Below are 15,537 nucleotides of genomic sequence, written 5' to 3' on the forward strand. Positions count from 1 at the left end.
CGCCTGTGGGCAAGTCCTGTCCGTCCTCGCACGTGACGCGTGTCCCTCGTTTCGCGGCCCCGGTGTCCCGTCCCCCGCAGGCGTCCGGCCCCGGCAGGACGCGCTCAGCCCTGGCGGGTCCGGGCGTGCAGTGAGGAGGCCACCTGGACCAGCGCCCGGCAGCGGGCGAACTCCACGGCGGTGAACGGGACGCCCGTCCTGCGGACGGCGAGGACTCCGCCGTCGGGTGCGGGCAGGGTCATGGTGGTGTCCGACAGGTCCTCGCGCCCCACACCGTCGGGCGGGCCGGCGGTGTGCTCCACCTCCCGCGCCGCGGTGAGTGAGAGCAAAGAGCGTTCGAGGGTGGTCGCCCCGGCGATCAGGGCACTGACCAGGGCGAGGGTCCGGCTGGTGGTGTCGCTCAGCTCGTGTACGTCGGCCGGGCGCACGAGCGCGTCGCGCCCGCCCGCCTCGCGCAGGGCGGCGTGCAGCGCGTGCTCGTCCACGTGTTCGGGGGCGCTGACGAAGAACTCGTCCACGGCGTCGGTTCCGGCGGGGTGCACCTGCATGAGCCGGATGTCGACCCCCAGGGCCGCGAACCGGGCGGTCAGCGCCGCCAGGCCGCCGGGCACGTCGGCGACGGTGACCCGGACCCCCCACAGGCGGTCGCCGGACGGGTCGTGCGCGGTGGGCGTCGTGGCCTCCGCACCGGCGCGGAGGACCGGCACGGGACCGCCGGCCCCTGGTCCGTTCCGCGGCCCGTGCGCGTCCGCCCGCGGCCCGCCCCCCGGTGGCGCGTGCGCGGTCCGGTGCCGGCGCCAGCGGTGCAGCGCGGAGACCGCGATGAGGAGCGCCCCCACGCCGATCAGCGCGCGGACACCGCCGTCGCTGTGCCCCAGGGCGAGCACCACCACGTGCGCCGCTCCCGCGGCGAGGAGCAGTGCGCCCATGTCGAGTGCCTCGCGGCCGAGGAAGCCGTGGCGGTGGTCGTTGGTCCCGTGGTCACCATCGGAGACGTCCATGGCTCCGAAGGTGTCAGGCGCACGTTGCGCCCGGCTGTCACACCGTGACGAGCAGGTAACAACTCAGCGTGATGCCCATCACGGAGCGGAGTCGGCGGTGGTCCGGGCGACCATGGCGAACAGCTCTTTGCCGGTCCGGTCCGCGAGTTCAGGCCACGGGCCGCTCGGCACGGCGCCGACCGCCGTGGACGAGCCGGCGCATCAGCGCGTCCAGAGGGCCGGGACGCCCCGACCGGGCGAGCCACGCGGCCAGTCCGAGACCGACGAGCCAGGCCAGGGTAGCGACGACCAGCGCGCCGAAACCGCCCACCCGCGAACCCACGCCGACCAGGTCGGGGTGGAGCACCACCGCCACCAGCACCGAGTTGAGGATGTAGAAGGTCAGGGAGCGCCGACCCACCGCCGCGACGGCACGGGTCAGCGGTCCGCGGGTACGGTCCAACCGGATCGCCCACAGGGTGAACAGCGCCGCGTAACCGGCTCCGCCGAACACTCCGGTGAGTACTTGGAGGGCCATCAGCAGGCCGCCCCCGACCGTTCCCGCGTCGAAGGCCCCGACCGCCTCCAGCGCGGAGGGCAGTGCGCCCGCGACGGACACCGCCACGCCGACCACGGCGATCCGGGTCAGAAGCGTCCTGTGCGACGCCGGGCCGTCCAGCAGCCCGGCCCGTCCCGCCCGGTATCCGAGCACCACCAGCAGGAACAGCGGGTAGGCGATCGCGATGAACACCGGACCGAACGGAAGTCCGAACAGGCGGTTCGCCCAGTCCTCGGCGGTGAGGTAGCCCGCGGTGGCGTACGCCTCTCCGCCCGCGAGGTCGGTGCCCAGGCTCATGGCGAGCATCGCCAGGGGGACGGTCACCGCGTAGATCGCGGCGAACACCACCGCCGCGCGCGTGACCGCCCGGGTGGAACGCAGCAGCAGCCAACCGGTGACCAGGGCCGCGAGGCCGTAGGAGGTCAGGATCTCGCCGGGGAACACCAGCAGCGCGTGCACGAAGCCGAACAGCAGGAGGAACAGCCCGCGTCTGCGGAGCAGGCGGCGGATCTCCGCGTCGGTGGTGCCCCGCGCGGACTGGCGGGAGACCATCCACGCCATCCCGTAGCCGAACAGGATCGCGAACATCGGGAACGCCCGGTTGTCCAGCAGCAGGGTGGTCGCGAAGGCCGCCCCCCGGTCCAGCGGGCCCGAGTCGGCCGCATCCGTGCCGAACCCCGCCCCCGCGTACACCCCGGCGTAGGCCATGGCGATGAGCAGCAGCATGAACCCCCGCGCCAGGTCGGGGGCGAGTTCGCGTTCCGCTCGTGGTGGCGGCCCCGCGGTGGTTCCCATCTCGTGCGTCCTCTCCTCGGCGTGTCCTCCGTCCGAGGCTGGTACGCGGGGGCAGTGGCGGGCATCCCCCGATCGGCCGGACCGGACCGCCGAACGGCCAGAGAAGGCCGGGCGGTACGCGCCCGGAGACCGGGGGGCGGATGCCGGAGAGCGGCGAGGGGCCGGGGCGCGGCCGGGGCGAGGTCGGGGCGCGGCGGGGCACGGAGAGCCGACCGGCTCAGCCCCCTCCGGGCTGGTCCAGGTCGACGACGTCGATGTCCACGCGGGCCGCGCGCAACCCCAGGCGGTCCTCCACCAGGGAGCGCATGGCGCGCCGGGCCTCCTCGGCGGCCTCGACGATCGGCAGTCCGAGGGCCACCCGCGCCGCGGCCAGGACGACGAGCCCCTCCGGTGTCTGCTCGATCCGGCAGCGTCCGACGACCACTCCGGGGACGGACTCGACGGAGGCGCGCAGCATGGCGGCCACGGCGGCCACCCGGATCTCGGTGCCTCCGGGACCGGGGCCCGCCAGGACGACGGTTCCACTGGTGCGCCTCTCCGAGCGCACGACGCGCATGACGTCCGCGAGCAGCCCGGGGGGCGCGGTGAGGTCCTGGTCACCGGCCTGCTGGACCGCCGAGACGAGGGGGCTCAGCTCCTCCGCCTGCTCCCGGCAGTACTCGCAGGCGGATTCGTGCCCGGTGAGATCCCCTGAGGTCAGGTGCCGCAGGAGCTCGTCCACCGAGTTTCCGCAGGGAAGCCGGTCCTGGTCGTCGGACGGGTCTACCGCCATGGCTCCAGCGCCTCCACGAGATAGGTACGCGCGCGGTGAATACGTCCACGCACGGCGGTCGGGGTCGTGTCGACGATCCGCGCTATCTCTTCATAACCCAATCCTTCCATCTCGCGCAGGAGCCAGCAGGTCCTCTGCGGGGGCGGGAGCCCCGAGAGCGCGTTGGACAGCGCCTTCCGCAGGTCACCCGCGATGACCTCCCCCACCGGCCCGGGGCCGGAGGCGGCGAAGCCCTCGTCGTCCTCGACGGGCGACTCCGGCCTCCTGGCCCGCAGGACGTTCAGCGCGCGCCGACCCACGATGCGGTGGAGCCAGGCGGGGAAGCTCTGGGGATCGGTGAGTTCGGGGAGCTTGCGCCAGGCCGTGACCAGGGCCTCCTGCGCGGCGTCACGGGCGTCAGCGGGGTCGCCCACCACCCGCAGGGCGATCCGGTAGACGACGTCCTGATGCCTGCGGACGAGGGCCTCGAACGCCCGGTCGTCCCCGTCCTGGGCACGCTCCACGAGCACGCCCTCCGGCAGTGCGGTTTCCCTGTGCATCGGTGGTGTGGCCGTCCCTCCCAGTACACACGCACGGTAAAACTACCCTGAGTTGCCGAGTGGACACGCAAGGCAGTCGATCGCATGCGCCCGCCCTCCTGGTGATGCAGGTCACACCATAAAGACCGTGAGCCTGAGCCGGTCCGTCGTGTCCTCCCTGCGAAGACGCGACGACGATACGAGGCACCCACCGAGGAAGGACACTGACATTGACTTCCCTCCAGGAGGCATCGCCGACGCAGAGGGCACTCCCGGCCGTCTCCCCGGCCGGGGTCCGGTCCGCCCGCCGCACCGCCGTGCGGGTGTTCCGACCGCAGCGATCCCTGGCCGCCGTCGTCGCGGCGGTCACGGTGGCCCTCGCCGGCGGGCTGGCCCTCGTGGTGATCACCACGGACCTGGGCGTCCTGTCCACACCGTTCCCCGGGGTCGGCGGAAACCTCTCGCGCGTGTCCTCCACCCCGTGGGAGGCGCCCGAGGCCATGATCGCCTCCACCGTCGCAGCCGCCGTCGGCCTGACCCTGGTGCTGACCGCGCTCCTGCCGGGGACCGGCGACCGCATGGCCCTGCGCACCGACGACCGGGACACTGTGGCGGGCCTGTCCCCGAAGGGCCTGCGCGAGGTCAACGCCGCCGGGGCCCGCGGGGTCGACGGTGTCGGCTCGGTCCGGGCCCGCGGCGGACACCGCACGGTGCGGATCGAGGTCCGGACGCACGTACGCGGTGCGAGCCGGCTCGGCGATCGGGTGGACGCGGTGGTGCGCGAGAGGTTGGAGGCCCTCCTGCCGCTCCGCTCCCCGAGGGCGGTCACCCGTGGGAGGGAGGAGGCGTGAGCACGGAGGAGAACGCCGTCGGCCGGGGGCCCGCCGAGACCGGCCCCGCCCGCCCGGAGGGGCCCTCCCCGAAGCCGACCAGGTCCACGATCCGCGGGTTCCCGCACAGGAAGGCGCGAAGGACCACGCGCGGCAGCCGGTGACCTGGAAGGCACCGGCGCCCCGCCCAGACCCGCCGCTGGGCCGCCCCGGCCTGTGCTAGCGTCGATCCTTCGCGGCGACCCGGACCTGAGCCACCCACGGCGTCAGGGACGTGCCGGACCCCGCGTCTCCCCGGTGCTTTCCGCCCCGGTGCCGAGACCGGTTACCACCAGCACGTCTCGACCTCCGGGAGTCCGCGCCCTTGCGTGTCTACCTCGCGGTGTACGCCCTCGGCCTGCACCGCTACTCCACCTACCGCGCGGCCACGGTCGCCGGGATCCTCACCAACTCCGTCTTCGGCGCGATCAACGCGGCCGTCATGCTCGCCCTCTTCTCGGCCCGCCCGGAGATCAACGGCTACGACGCGGTGGACGCCGTCACCCAGGTGTTCGTCGGCCAGGCCCTCATCGGCATGGTCGCCATCATGGGGCCGCCGCTGGAGCTCGGCGAGCGCGTGCGCAGCGGGGCGGTCGCCACCGACATGCTCCGCCCCGTCTCGATGATGGGCTGGTGGCTGGCCGACGACATGGGGCGGGCCACGTTCAACCTCGTCTTCCGCGGGGTGCCGACCTTCGCGGTCGGCCTGGTCCTGTTCGACCTGGCCGTCCCCGCCGACCTGACCCGCTGGGCGATCGCCCTGCTCTCCTTCGTCCTGGCCGCACTGGTGTCGTTCGCTCTGCGCTACCTGTACGAGCTGGCCGGGTTCTGGCTCATGGACTCCACGGGGATCTGGGCGGTGGCCGGGCTGCTCGGCCCGGTGGCCGCCGGGATGCTCATCCCCCTCCCCCTGTTCCCCCCGGCGGTCGCCGACGTCCTGCGCGTGCTCCCCTGGGCGTCCATCGCCCAGATCCCGGCCGAGGTCTTCCTGGGCAAGGAGTCCCTGCCCGGGGGCACACCCCTCGGCGGCCTGGCGCTCCAGGCCGCGTGGGCGGTCGCCCTCCTGGCCCTCGGCGCCCGGATCACGTCCCACGCCACGCGGAGGGTGGTGGTCCAGGGTGGCTGACCTCCTCGCCCGCACCCGCGAGTCCGTGGCCTGGCCGGTCCGCACCTACGTGCTGCTCGCGTGGACCTGGTGCCGGGCCCTGGCGCAGTACCCGGCGTCGCTGGCACTGATGACCCTGTCGACCTCCCTGGGCGCGTTCGCCGAGATGGGGGCCGTCTTCGTCGTGTTCGGCCACGCCGGGGAGATCTCCGGGTTCGGCCTGGCCGAGGGCCTGCTCATCGCCGGGATGGCCACGACAGCCTTCTCCTGTGCCGACATGGTGATGGGCATGGTGGAGGGTCTGGGGCGGCACATCAGGACGGGTTCGCTCGACGTCATGCTGGTGCGCCCGGTCCCACCCCTCGTCCAGATCGCGACGGACCGCTTCGCCCCCCGACGGCTGGGCCGGATCGTTCCGGGGGCGGTGGTGACCGTGGTGGCGCTGACGGTGTGCGACATCGACTGGAGTATCGGCAAGGTGCTGATGCTGCCCGTGCTGCTGGTGTCGGGAACCGCCATCTGCTGCGCGATCTGGATCATCGGGGCCTGCCTCCAGTTCTTCGTGGCCGACGCCCGCGAGGCCGCCAACGCGATCACCTACGGCGGACAGGCCCTGACCGAGTACCCGATGGCCGTCTACTCCGCGAACGTCGTGCGCGCGGCGACCTTCGTGCTGCCCCTCGCCTTCGTCACCTGGCAACCCGCCCTGTACCTCCTCGACCGGCCCGACCCCACGGGGCTGCCGGGGTTCCTGCGCTTCGCCGCCCCCTTCGTCGCCGTCGCCCTGTGCACGGTCGCCGCCGCCTGCTGGCGGTTCGGCCTCCGCCACTACCGATCCACCGGGAGCTGAGGATGACCCTGACCGAACCGCCACCCGGCCGCGCCGCCGAACCCGTCATCGAGGCCGTCGGCCTCGGCCGCGACTTCGTCCTCTCCGAGGGCCCGTTCCTGCGGCGCAGGCGCCGCACCGTCAACGCCGTCAGCGACGTGACCTTCACCGTCCACCCGGGCGAGATCGTCGGCTACCTGGGGCCCAACGGCGCCGGGAAGAGCAGCACCATGAAGATGCTGACCGGCATCCTCACCCCCACCGCGGGGCACCTGCGGGTGAACGGCCTGGAGCCGTCCCGTGAGCGCACCCGTCTGGCCTCCCGGATCGGCGTGGTGTTCGGACAGCGCACCACCCTGTGGTGGGACCTGCCGCTGAAGGACAGCCTGGAGCTGGTCCGGCACATGTACCGGGTCCCGGCCCCCGACCACGCCCGCCGCCTGGCCGAGCTCACCGAACTCCTCGAACTGGGCCCGTTCCTGGCCACGCCGGTGCGCCAGCTCAGCCTGGGCCAGCGCATGCGCGGCGACCTCACCGCGGCTCTGCTGCACGGCCCGGACCTGCTGGTCCTGGACGAGCCGACCATCGGGCTGGACGTGGTCAGCAAGTCGACCATCCGCGAGTTCCTCCTGCGGTTGAACGCCGAGGCGGGCACGACGATCCTGTTGACCACGCACGACCTCGGTGACGTCGAGCGGCTGTGCGAGCGGGTCATCGTCATCGACAAGGGGCGGCTCGCGTACGACGGGGGTCTGGAGGGGCTGCGCGCGAGTGTGCCCACGCCCCGCGTCCTGGTCGTCGACCTCGCCGTTCCCGCACCGCCCATCGAGGTGGAGGGCGGTGTGTGCGTGCGTGTGGACGGCCCCCGGCAGTGGCTGGAGCTGTCCGGGAACCCGGCCTCGGTGATCTCGCGGGTCGCCGGGCACCACGAGGTCGTCGACCTGACACTGCGCGAACCGGACATCGAGGGCGTGGTCTCGGCCCTGTACCGGGGCGCCGTCACCGGCGGGTAGGGCCCACACCACCGGCCTCGGGGGTTCGCCCACCCTGGAGTCCGGAAGCGGGCCGGGAAACCCTGGGGACATGCGGAAAACGAGCAGGGCGACGACGATGGCGGAGACGGACCGGGAGGGGACGGTCGCGGCGGCGGGGCAGAGGGCGCCGGCATCCCGGACGGGGGCGGTGGGATCGGTCCCCCCGGAGGCCGGAGGACGGAGGCTCCCCCGGACGGTGGGGTGGGCGACGGCGGCGTGGGCGGCGGCGGTCGCGTGCGGCGTCACCGAGACCGCGATGGCGGTGGGCGGCATGGTCGCCTCGGGAGGGGACGTCCCGTGGGCCGGGCTCGCGCTGCGGCTGGTGGTCTACGCGTCCGCCGCACTGTTGGTGCTCCGGTTCGCGTGCGGCGGACAGTGGGCGCGGATCGCCCTCGCGGTCGCACTCGGCTTCGTCGGTCTCGGCACACTGCTCGTGCCGGTCGCGACGGCGGTACCGGACGGCGGAGCGGTCCTCGCGGCCATGGGGTACGAGGCGCACGGCCCCGCGTACCTGGTGGTACGGGTCACGCACATCGTGTCGGTGCTGACGGCGTGGGTGCTGTCGTTCACCCCGGCGGCGAACCGGTACTTCCGCCGGTCGCGGGGGCCCTCCGGGGTCTGAGGCTCCGCACGGGTCCGCCTCCTGCAAGCGGAGCACCGGGCGCGGTGTCCGCCGCCCGTCCCGTCCCCGTGGCGCGGTCGCCGCCGGAGAGCGGGATCATGGCAGTCATGGTGTTCGGGACGGGCTTGGGAATCATGTTCGCGTTGCTGTCGTGCACGGCCTACACGGCCGCCGCGGTGGCCCAGCGAAGGCTCGCCGTGCGGGTGTCGGAATCGCTCACCGGCGGCCGGCAGCTGACGGCGCTGCTGCGGCACCCGCTGTGGTGGGTGTCGCTGGCGTTCAACGGGGGCCGCGCGGGTTTCCAGGTGGCGGCGGTGAGCCACGCGCCGCTGAGCGTGGTGCAGCCGCTCGGTGTGCTGGTCCTGGTCTTCGGCATCCCGTGGTCGGCCCGGCTGGGCGGGCGGCGGGTGACCCGTGAGGAGTGGCGGGGGGCGGCGTTCACCGTGGTCGCGCTGGTCGCGCTGCTCTCGGTGACGGTGACCGGCGGGCAGGGCGGGGTCCTCGACGACACCGGTTCCGTCGTGGTCGGCCTGGGCACCACGGCCCTGCTGCTGGCCGCCGCGTGGCTGGCGGGACGCGTACCGTCCAAGGCCTGGCGCAGCTACCTCCTGGCGGGCGCCGCCGGGGTGGCGTTCGGGGTGTCCTCCGCCACGGTCAAGACCGCCGTCGCCGTCATCGGGGAGGACGGTGCCGTCGGCCTGCTGCACTCCTCCGCCCTGGCCACCCCGGTGATCGCCGTCCTGGGGCTGTTCCTGGCGCAGGCCGCCTACCAGGGCATGGACCTGGGAGCCCCGCTGGGGATCACCACCTTCACCAACCCGCTCGCCGCGACCGTCGTGGGGGTGGCGTTCATGGACGAGACGTACGCGGGAGGGTGGGTCGGCGGAGCGGTCGCCGCGGTGGGCGCCGTGCTCGCGGCCTACGGGATCCGGCTGCTCACCGTTCCGCAGAACGGGACACCCGCGCGGGAGTCCGAACCGGCGTCCTGAGGCACGCCTCCCCTCGGCACGGCCGGACGGCCCCGCCCACCCCGGGGGAAGCCGACCGTGACCACGAGTCCGCCGCCGGGGCGCGGCAGCGCCGCCGCCACCGCCCCGTGCGCCGAGGCGATGGACCGGACGATGGACAGCCCCGGCCCGCTGCCCGAGCGCTCCCCGTGCAGCCTGGCCGCGGGTCCCCGGTGGAACGGCTCGAAGGTGGGTGGGTGGGGTGGGTGGGCGGGTGGGCTGACGGGCCCCGGGCACGCCGAAGGGAGGGGGACCCGAGGTCCCCTTTCCAAGCACACCACGCCGGGGGCGGCCCCCGACAGCCCCGACCCGAACCTGTGGACGACGCCTGGGGGCGGACCGAGGCACGTACGATCCCCGTCCGCCCCGGGCCGTGAGCCCGTCGGCCCGGGGGCGACCGGGACGACCGGAGCGACCGGAGCGACCGGAGCGACCGGGACGACCGGAGCGACCGGGACGACCGGGACGACCGGGGTGACCGGGACGACCGGGACGACCGGGACGACCGGAGCGACCGGGGCGACCGGGGTGCCCCCGCCCGGTGGCCGCGCAACGCCTCGCATCGTGCTCGGAGCAGATCGGACCAGGCGGTTCCTCCCCGCGCCACCTGCCAGGATGAAGGGATCCTCATGTCCGTTTCATCTTGAATTCGCCCGGACCGGAGATGCTCTCGAACTATGAGATCACCGTTGGTGCCACTACTGGTCGCAGCCGTCGCGGCCGTCCTGGTCGCGGGGGCGGCCCTGGTGTGGGCCCTACCCGGGGACGGGCCGGACCCCGCGCCCCCGCACGAGGTGGTCGTCGGGGAGTCCCCCGGCGCCGACCCCGTGGAACAGGCGGACGATGACGTCGTCGCCCCTCCGCCTCCGGTCACCGACCACGACGGCGACGGGACCCCTGACGAGGAGGACCCCGACCATCCCGGTGCGGAGCCGCCCTCCCCGACCCCGGACCGCGAACCGGACCCGGCCCCCTCCGCTGCCTGCGGGGACGATGATGATGACGACTGTGACGACGACGACTGGGGCGACGACGATGACGACTGAGGGTCACTTCGGCGCCGACTCCCCGACGGAGGACCTGACCGGTGTGCCGGGCAGAGGCGCGTGGGACAGGACCGGGGACACCTCCGTCTACCCGACCATGGTCTTCGAGGGCCCCCAGCCCGAGGTCCCGCAGCGGCGGCGGGTTCCGGCGCGCCTGCTCATCATGGCCTGGGTCGCGCTGCTCATGGCAGCCCTCCTGGTCCTGGTCAACGTCGTCACCTGGAGCGCTCTCACCACCAGGAACACCGAACGCGTCGACAGCGCGCTCTCCCAGGAGATCGGCGAGTTCCAGGAGTTCGCGGCGATCGGTGTGGACCCCGGCACCGGTGAGCCCTTCACGGACGTGTCCACCCTCGTGCGGGTCCACCTGGAACGCCAGTACCCCGACGAGGCCGAGATCCTGTTCGGCTGGGTGGAGGGGTCCACGACCGCCGACGGGGGCGCGGGCGGCGCGCCCGGCGGCACCGGGTCCCCGGCGGAGCGCATCCGCCAGGGCCAGGAGCCGCCCTTCGACCTGTCCGCCGACCCCGCGGCGGTCGCCGCGATCCTGGAGGACCCCAACGCCCGCGGCACCGCGGACACCCCCGCCGGTCCCGCCCGGTGGGAGAAGATCCGGGTCATGGCCCCCGGCGGGGAGGGCGCCTCCGGGTGGTTCGTCATCGGCTACTTCACCGAGGCCGACAGGGACACCGTCACCACCACCATGCAGACGATCGCCCTGGTCAGCCTGGTCGGCCTGCTCGTCGCGAGCACCGCCGCATGGTGGGTGGCGGGCCGCATCCTCGCACCCGTGAGGCTGATCCGGCAGACCGCCGCGTACATCACCGAGGAGGACCTCACCCGGCGTATCGACGTGTCCGGACGGGACGACATCGCTGCCCTCGCCGAGCAGTTCAACAGCATGCTGGACCGCTTGGAGGGTGCCTTCACCTCGCAGCGGCGGTTCGTCGACGACGCCGGGCACGAACTGCGCACGCCCATCACCATCGTGCGAGGCCACCTGGAGCTGATGGGGGACGACCCCGAGGAGCGGCGCGAGGTCGTCCGCCTGGTCACCGACGAACTCGACCGCATGGGCCGGATCGTCGAGGACCTGCTGCTGCTCGCCAAGTCCCAGCAGCCCGACTTCCTCCGCCCCGAGGACGTCTCCCTGGCCGAGCTGACCAGCGACATCGACGCCAAGGTACGCAGACTCGGCGACCGGGACTGGCGGCTGGAGTCGGTGGCCGAGGGGGCCTCCCGGCTCGACCCCCAGCGCGTCACCCAGGCCGTGGTCCAGCTGGCCGCCAACGCCGTCCGCCACACCGGGCCCGGTTCCACGCTGCGGGTCGGCTCCACGCTCAGCGGCTCGGACGTGCTGTTCTGGGTCGCCGACGAGGGGCCCGGCATCCCCGCAGAGGAGCACGGCCGTATCTTCGAACGCTTCTCCCGCGGCGGCGGCGCCGCCCGCGGCGACCGGGGCGCCGGGCTGGGCCTGGCCATCGTCAGGGCCATCGCCGAAGCCCACCACGGCCGCGTGGACCTGAGATCCGCGCCGGGCAGCGGGTCCACGTTCACCCTGGTCGTCCCCACCACCGCAGGAAGGGAGCACGTGTGAGCCGCATCCTCATCGTCGAGGACGAGGAGCGCATCGCCTCGTTCGTCCGCAAGGGGCTGGACGCCAGCGGGTTCACCACCACCGTGGTCGGGACCGGAGCGGAGGCCGTGGACTACGCGGTGACCGGGGGTTTCGACCTGATGCTGTTGGACCTGGGGCTTCCGGACACCGACGGGTTCGACGTTCTGCGACGCGTGCGGTCGCTGGGCGTGGACATCCCCGTGGTGATCCTGACCGCGCGCGACGGCGTGCGGGACACGGTGACCGGTCTGGAGATCGGCGCGGACGACTACGTCACCAAACCGTTCCGGTTCGAGGAGTTGCTGGCCCGGGTGCGGCTGCGGATGCGCAACGAACGGCCCGCCGACCTGACGGTGCTGCGCGCGGGTGAGCTCGCCCTGGACCTGCGCACCCGCCGAGTGGCGGTGGACGGGCACGCGGTGGACCTCACCGCCCGGGAGTTCGGCCTGATGGAACTGCTGATGCGGCATCCGGGACAGGTGCTGACCCGGCAGCAGATGCTGTCGCACGTGTGGGGCTACGACTACGACCCGGGATCGAACGTGGTGGACGTGTTCGTGCGAGCCCTGCGCCGCAAGGTCGGGGCGGAGCGGATCATCACCGTACGGGGCATGGGGTACCGCCTGACCGGGTGACCGGTGCGCCCGCCCGACGGGACCGGGGAACCCTGGTGGGCGGGTGGCGGGGCGGGTCCGGTGACGCCGGGAGCCGCCCGGGGCGGGGGCTTCTGTGACGCCTCTGCCCCGTTTCCGCATGGGATGCCTCCGACCCCGTGTCCTCCGGGTGACCGGATGAGGATTTCCTCATGTGTTCCTCATGGCCACCTCACTCCCCGCCCAGAGGATGATCACCATGTTCTGGTTCGCACTGGCGGTCGACCTGACCGCGATCACCGTCCTGTCGTACGCCCTCTACTTCCGCCGCCACGGGCGTCGGGACCTGCTGCTGGCCTACGTGGCTCTCAACACGGGCATCTTCGCCGTGGTGTCGACACTGACCAACCAGGAGGTGGGGCTCGCCGTCGGTTTCGGGCTGTTCGGCGTGCTGTCGATCCTGCGGTTGCGGTCCGACCTCATCAGCCAGGGGGAGATCGGCTACTACTTCACCGCGATCACCCTCGGCCTGGTCAACGCGGTCGCGGTACAGACGCCCTGGCTGCTGCTGGGTCTCAACGTGCTCCTGCTCACCGGCCTGTACGCGGCGGACCACCCGCGCCTGCTCGTCCGGCACCAGCGCCGGGTGATGACCCTGGACGTGGTGCACGAGGACCCCGTGGCGCTGCGGCAGGACCTGGAGGCCCGGTTGCGGGGCCGCGTGAAGCGGGTGGAGGTGACCGAGGTCGACTACGTGCGGGACATGATGATCGTGGACGTCCGCTACCTCGCGCCCAGGACCGGCGCGGCCACCTCCGCTCCCGAGCGGACCACCGTCCCCCTCCCGGCCTGGCTGGGTGGCCGATGAGCACCGACGCCTCCGCACCGCCCCCTTCCGAGGGGCTGGCCGCGCTGCGCCCCATGACGCTGGACGAGATCAACGAACGCGCCGCCCTGGTCACCCGCACCTGCCGCAAGTACCTGGTGCCCGTCACCTTCGTGGACTCACTGTTCGCGGGGGCCGAGGAGCGGTTCGGGGTCCTGACGATCGGGGGGCGCCGGGTGTTCCAGTACTCGTCCACCTACCTGGACACCCCCGACCTGCAGGCCTTCCACGCCCACCGGGGAGGGCGGCGGGTGCGGTTCAAGGCCCGGGTGCGCACCTACGTGGACACCGGGACGCGCATGTTCGAGGTCAAGCTGAAGGGGGCCCGGGGCGTCACCGACAAGACGCGGATCGAGTACGGGGGCCCGCCCGACCGGCTCACCCCCCTCACCCGCAGATTCCTGGACGACACCCTGCGCGGGTACGGGATGGAGCCGCCGGACGTACTGACGGCGAGCGCGGTGACCGACTACCGGCGCACCACCGTCGTGTCGTTCTCCGGTGAGGAGCGGGTGACGGTGGACACGGACCTGGTGGGGTACCGGAACGGCTGGTCCGTCGGGATGCGCCCGGACACGGTGCTGCTGGAGGTCAAGACGCGCGGCGGCCTCACCTCCACCGAGCGCCGCCTGCACCAGCACGGTTTCCGCGAGGTCGGGTTCAGCAAGTACGGGGCGACGGTGGCCGTGCTGGAACCCCGGCTGAGGGGTAACCGGTGGCACCGGGCGATGGCCGCCTGTCTGGACCACCAGGCGCCGGCGTCCGTGCACCGGGCGCCGGTCGGAGCGGTCATCGACGCCTGAACACCGCGCGGGTCCGACTCCTCCGCACCGGGCCGGGGGCCCCGCGGAGCCCCCCGGCCCGGTGCGGGCTTGACCTTCTCGCTACGTCAACTTCTAGTGTCGGCGTCATGAGCGAGAACACCGCGTCCGTCATCGACCGGACCATCTACCCCATGCCCATGTTCGTGACCTTCCAGGTCGCCGACATCGTCGCCGCCGAGGCGTTCTACCACTCCGTCGGCTTCATCTCCCTGGCCGTCCTCGGGGGTCCGGACGAGCCCCCCGCCGTGGTCCACCTGCGGAGGATGAAGTACCAGGACATCCTGCTCACCCCCGGCACGCCGGAGCGCGGCAGCGCCACCGCCAGCTTCGCCGCGGGCGGACAGGACCTCACCGAACTGGCGGAGGCCCTCCGGGCCGACCTGCCTCGGGGCGCCGCCGTCGACGGCCCCTCGGACACCCCCTGGTTCACCTCCGACCTGACCGTCGACGACCCGGACGGCAACCGGGTGATCCTCACGGCCTACCGTGAGGAGGAGGCGGACGACGCCAAGGAGTGGGTCCGAAAGACTGTCACGAGAGGCGACTTCATCGCCGAGGAGTAGGGGCGTCACGACGCCCGGGGAGGGGGACGCGTGGAGTGGACCATCCAGCAGGTCGCGGCCCGTGCCGGCGTGACGAGCCGGACGCTGCGCCACTACGACGACGTCGGGCTCCTGCGCCCCTCCCGGGTCGGTGACAACGGCTACCGCTACTACGACATGGACGCGGTCGCCCGCCTCCAGCGCATCCTCCTGCTGCGGGACCTCGGTCTGGGGCTGCCCGTGATCGCGGACGTCCTGGACCGGCAGGGGGACGAGGAGGCAAGGGCCCTCAGCGACCACATCGGCCTCCTCGAAGCCGAGCGCAGCCGCCTCGACCAGCGGATCAGGGCCGTTCAGCACACCCTGGACGCCCGGCGCTCGGGCTCCGACCCCTCCATGGGCATGATGTTGGACGGCTTCAACGATCCCTACCGGGACGAGGTCGTCGACCGCTGGGGGGAGCGCGTCTTCCAGGAGAGCAACGACTGGTGGCACGGGAAGACGGTGCGGCAGCAGATCGCGTGGAAGCGGGACACCGACGACCTCGTCGGCTCGTGGACAGAGGCGTGGAAGGACGGCGCCTCGACCACGTCGGACCGCGCGCAGGCGCTGGCCGCCCGCCACGTGGAGTGGCTCCGGGCGATCCCCGGGACACCGGTGGCCGAGGGCGACCGCGAGCGTTCCGTCGAACTCGTGCGCTGCCTCGGCACCATGTACGTCGAGGACCCGGCCTTCTCCACCACCTACGGGAGCGTGGAGGGTGCCGCGTTCGTCCGCGACTCGCTGCACGAGTACGCCCGACTGTCCATGTGACGGTCGACCCGCGGGGCCCGGCCCCGGGATGTTTCACGTGAAACCCCGCCGCCCCGGGGTCGCATGACACCTGAACTGCGAGGACGCACCCCCTTGCTGCCACACCGCTGCCGGGCTGTCCCTCG

At 73.1% G+C, this 15,537-nt stretch carries 18 protein-coding genes; 14 read left to right on the forward strand and 4 right to left on the reverse strand.

Annotation, left to right across the window (positions count from 1 at the left end):
• Nucleotides 1-104: 104 nt before the first annotated feature.
• The 4 genes from ACFWTE_RS16385 to ACFWTE_RS16400 form a co-directional block, all read right to left on the reverse strand.
• Nucleotides 105-1,001, reverse strand: coding sequence for an ACT domain-containing protein (locus ACFWTE_RS16385; protein ID WP_378780266.1), 897 nt, complete (start codon nucleotides 999-1,001; stop codon nucleotides 105-107).
• A gap of 148 nt (nucleotides 1,002-1,149) precedes the next feature.
• Entirely contained in the window at nucleotides 1,150-2,334 is a 1,185-nt protein-coding gene (locus ACFWTE_RS16390; RefSeq protein ID WP_378780267.1) for a DUF418 domain-containing protein, read from the reverse strand.
• Between the two features lie 217 nt (nucleotides 2,335-2,551).
• On the reverse strand, nucleotides 2,552-3,106 hold the full coding sequence (locus ACFWTE_RS16395; RefSeq protein WP_378780268.1) for a hypothetical protein: 555 nt from the start codon (nucleotides 3,104-3,106) through the stop codon (nucleotides 2,552-2,554).
• Nucleotides 3,097-3,645, reverse strand: coding sequence for an RNA polymerase sigma factor (locus ACFWTE_RS16400; protein ID WP_378780270.1), 549 nt, complete (start codon nucleotides 3,643-3,645; stop codon nucleotides 3,097-3,099). The genes ACFWTE_RS16395 and ACFWTE_RS16400 overlap by 10 nt, the downstream gene beginning before the upstream one ends.
• Nucleotides 3,646-3,854: 209 nt before the next feature.
• Here ACFWTE_RS16400 and ACFWTE_RS16405 point away from each other — a divergent pair, with 209 nt between their 5' ends.
• The 14 genes from ACFWTE_RS16405 to ACFWTE_RS16470 all read left to right on the forward strand — a co-directional run bounded on the left by ACFWTE_RS16405 (nucleotide 3,855) and on the right by ACFWTE_RS16470 (nucleotide 15,412).
• Nucleotides 3,855-4,475 carry a DUF6286 domain-containing protein gene (locus ACFWTE_RS16405; protein ID WP_378780271.1) on the forward strand — a complete coding sequence of 207 codons (621 nt, stop codon included), beginning with the start codon at nucleotides 3,855-3,857 and terminating at the stop codon, nucleotides 4,473-4,475.
• Nucleotides 4,472-4,618: a hypothetical protein gene (locus ACFWTE_RS16410; protein ID WP_378780272.1), complete on the forward strand. Its 147-nt coding sequence runs from the start codon at nucleotides 4,472-4,474 to the stop codon at nucleotides 4,616-4,618. The genes ACFWTE_RS16405 and ACFWTE_RS16410 overlap by 4 nt, the downstream gene beginning before the upstream one ends.
• 200 nt (nucleotides 4,619-4,818) lie before the next feature.
• On the forward strand, nucleotides 4,819-5,619 hold the full coding sequence (locus tag ACFWTE_RS16415) for an ABC transporter permease (RefSeq protein WP_378780273.1): 801 nt from the start codon (nucleotides 4,819-4,821) through the stop codon (nucleotides 5,617-5,619).
• A complete protein-coding gene (locus ACFWTE_RS16420) occupies nucleotides 5,612-6,448 on the forward strand; it encodes an ABC transporter permease (protein WP_378780274.1) in 837 nt (278 codons plus the stop codon). Before ACFWTE_RS16415 ends, ACFWTE_RS16420 begins: the two co-directional genes overlap by 8 nt.
• Before the next feature lie 2 nt (nucleotides 6,449-6,450).
• Nucleotides 6,451-7,440: an ATP-binding cassette domain-containing protein gene (locus ACFWTE_RS16425; protein ID WP_378780275.1), complete on the forward strand. Its 990-nt coding sequence runs from the start codon at nucleotides 6,451-6,453 to the stop codon at nucleotides 7,438-7,440.
• 70 nt (nucleotides 7,441-7,510) lie between these two features.
• On the forward strand, nucleotides 7,511-8,083 hold the full coding sequence (locus ACFWTE_RS16430; protein WP_378780276.1) for a hypothetical protein: 573 nt from the start codon (nucleotides 7,511-7,513) through the stop codon (nucleotides 8,081-8,083).
• Between the two features lie 98 nt (nucleotides 8,084-8,181).
• Nucleotides 8,182-9,072 (forward strand): DMT family transporter, encoded by an 891-nt coding sequence (locus ACFWTE_RS16435; protein ID WP_378780277.1) that lies wholly within the window; start codon nucleotides 8,182-8,184, stop codon nucleotides 9,070-9,072.
• A gap of 695 nt (nucleotides 9,073-9,767) precedes the next feature.
• Nucleotides 9,768-10,136 (forward strand): hypothetical protein, encoded by a 369-nt coding sequence (locus tag ACFWTE_RS16440; protein WP_378780278.1) that lies wholly within the window; start codon nucleotides 9,768-9,770, stop codon nucleotides 10,134-10,136.
• Nucleotides 10,126-11,733, forward strand: a complete 1,608-nt coding sequence (locus tag ACFWTE_RS16445) for a sensor histidine kinase (protein ID WP_378780280.1) — start codon at nucleotides 10,126-10,128, stop codon at nucleotides 11,731-11,733. The genes ACFWTE_RS16440 and ACFWTE_RS16445 overlap by 11 nt, the downstream gene beginning before the upstream one ends.
• A complete protein-coding gene (locus ACFWTE_RS16450) occupies nucleotides 11,730-12,389 on the forward strand; it encodes a response regulator transcription factor (RefSeq protein WP_378780281.1) in 660 nt (219 codons plus the stop codon). Before ACFWTE_RS16445 ends, ACFWTE_RS16450 begins: the two co-directional genes overlap by 4 nt.
• Nucleotides 12,390-12,606: 217 nt before the next feature.
• Nucleotides 12,607-13,215 (forward strand): DUF4956 domain-containing protein, encoded by a 609-nt coding sequence (locus tag ACFWTE_RS16455; protein WP_378780303.1) that lies wholly within the window; start codon nucleotides 12,607-12,609, stop codon nucleotides 13,213-13,215.
• The gene (locus tag ACFWTE_RS16460; RefSeq protein WP_378780282.1) at nucleotides 13,212-14,036 is read left to right on the forward strand and encodes a polyphosphate polymerase domain-containing protein; all 825 of its coding nucleotides are present in this window, start codon (nucleotides 13,212-13,214) and stop codon (nucleotides 14,034-14,036) included. The genes ACFWTE_RS16455 and ACFWTE_RS16460 overlap by 4 nt, the downstream gene beginning before the upstream one ends.
• 107 nt (nucleotides 14,037-14,143) lie before the next feature.
• Nucleotides 14,144-14,620, forward strand: a complete 477-nt coding sequence (locus tag ACFWTE_RS16465; protein WP_378780283.1) for a VOC family protein — start codon at nucleotides 14,144-14,146, stop codon at nucleotides 14,618-14,620.
• A gap of 30 nt (nucleotides 14,621-14,650) precedes the next feature.
• Entirely contained in the window at nucleotides 14,651-15,412 is a 762-nt protein-coding gene (locus ACFWTE_RS16470) for a MerR family transcriptional regulator (RefSeq protein ID WP_378780284.1), read from the forward strand.
• Nucleotides 15,413-15,537: the final 125 nt, after the last annotated feature.

The sequence above is a fragment of the Nocardiopsis sp. NPDC058631 genome, from assembly GCF_042716955.1.
Classification (GTDB): Bacteria; Actinomycetota; Actinomycetes; order Streptosporangiales; family Streptosporangiaceae; genus Nocardiopsis.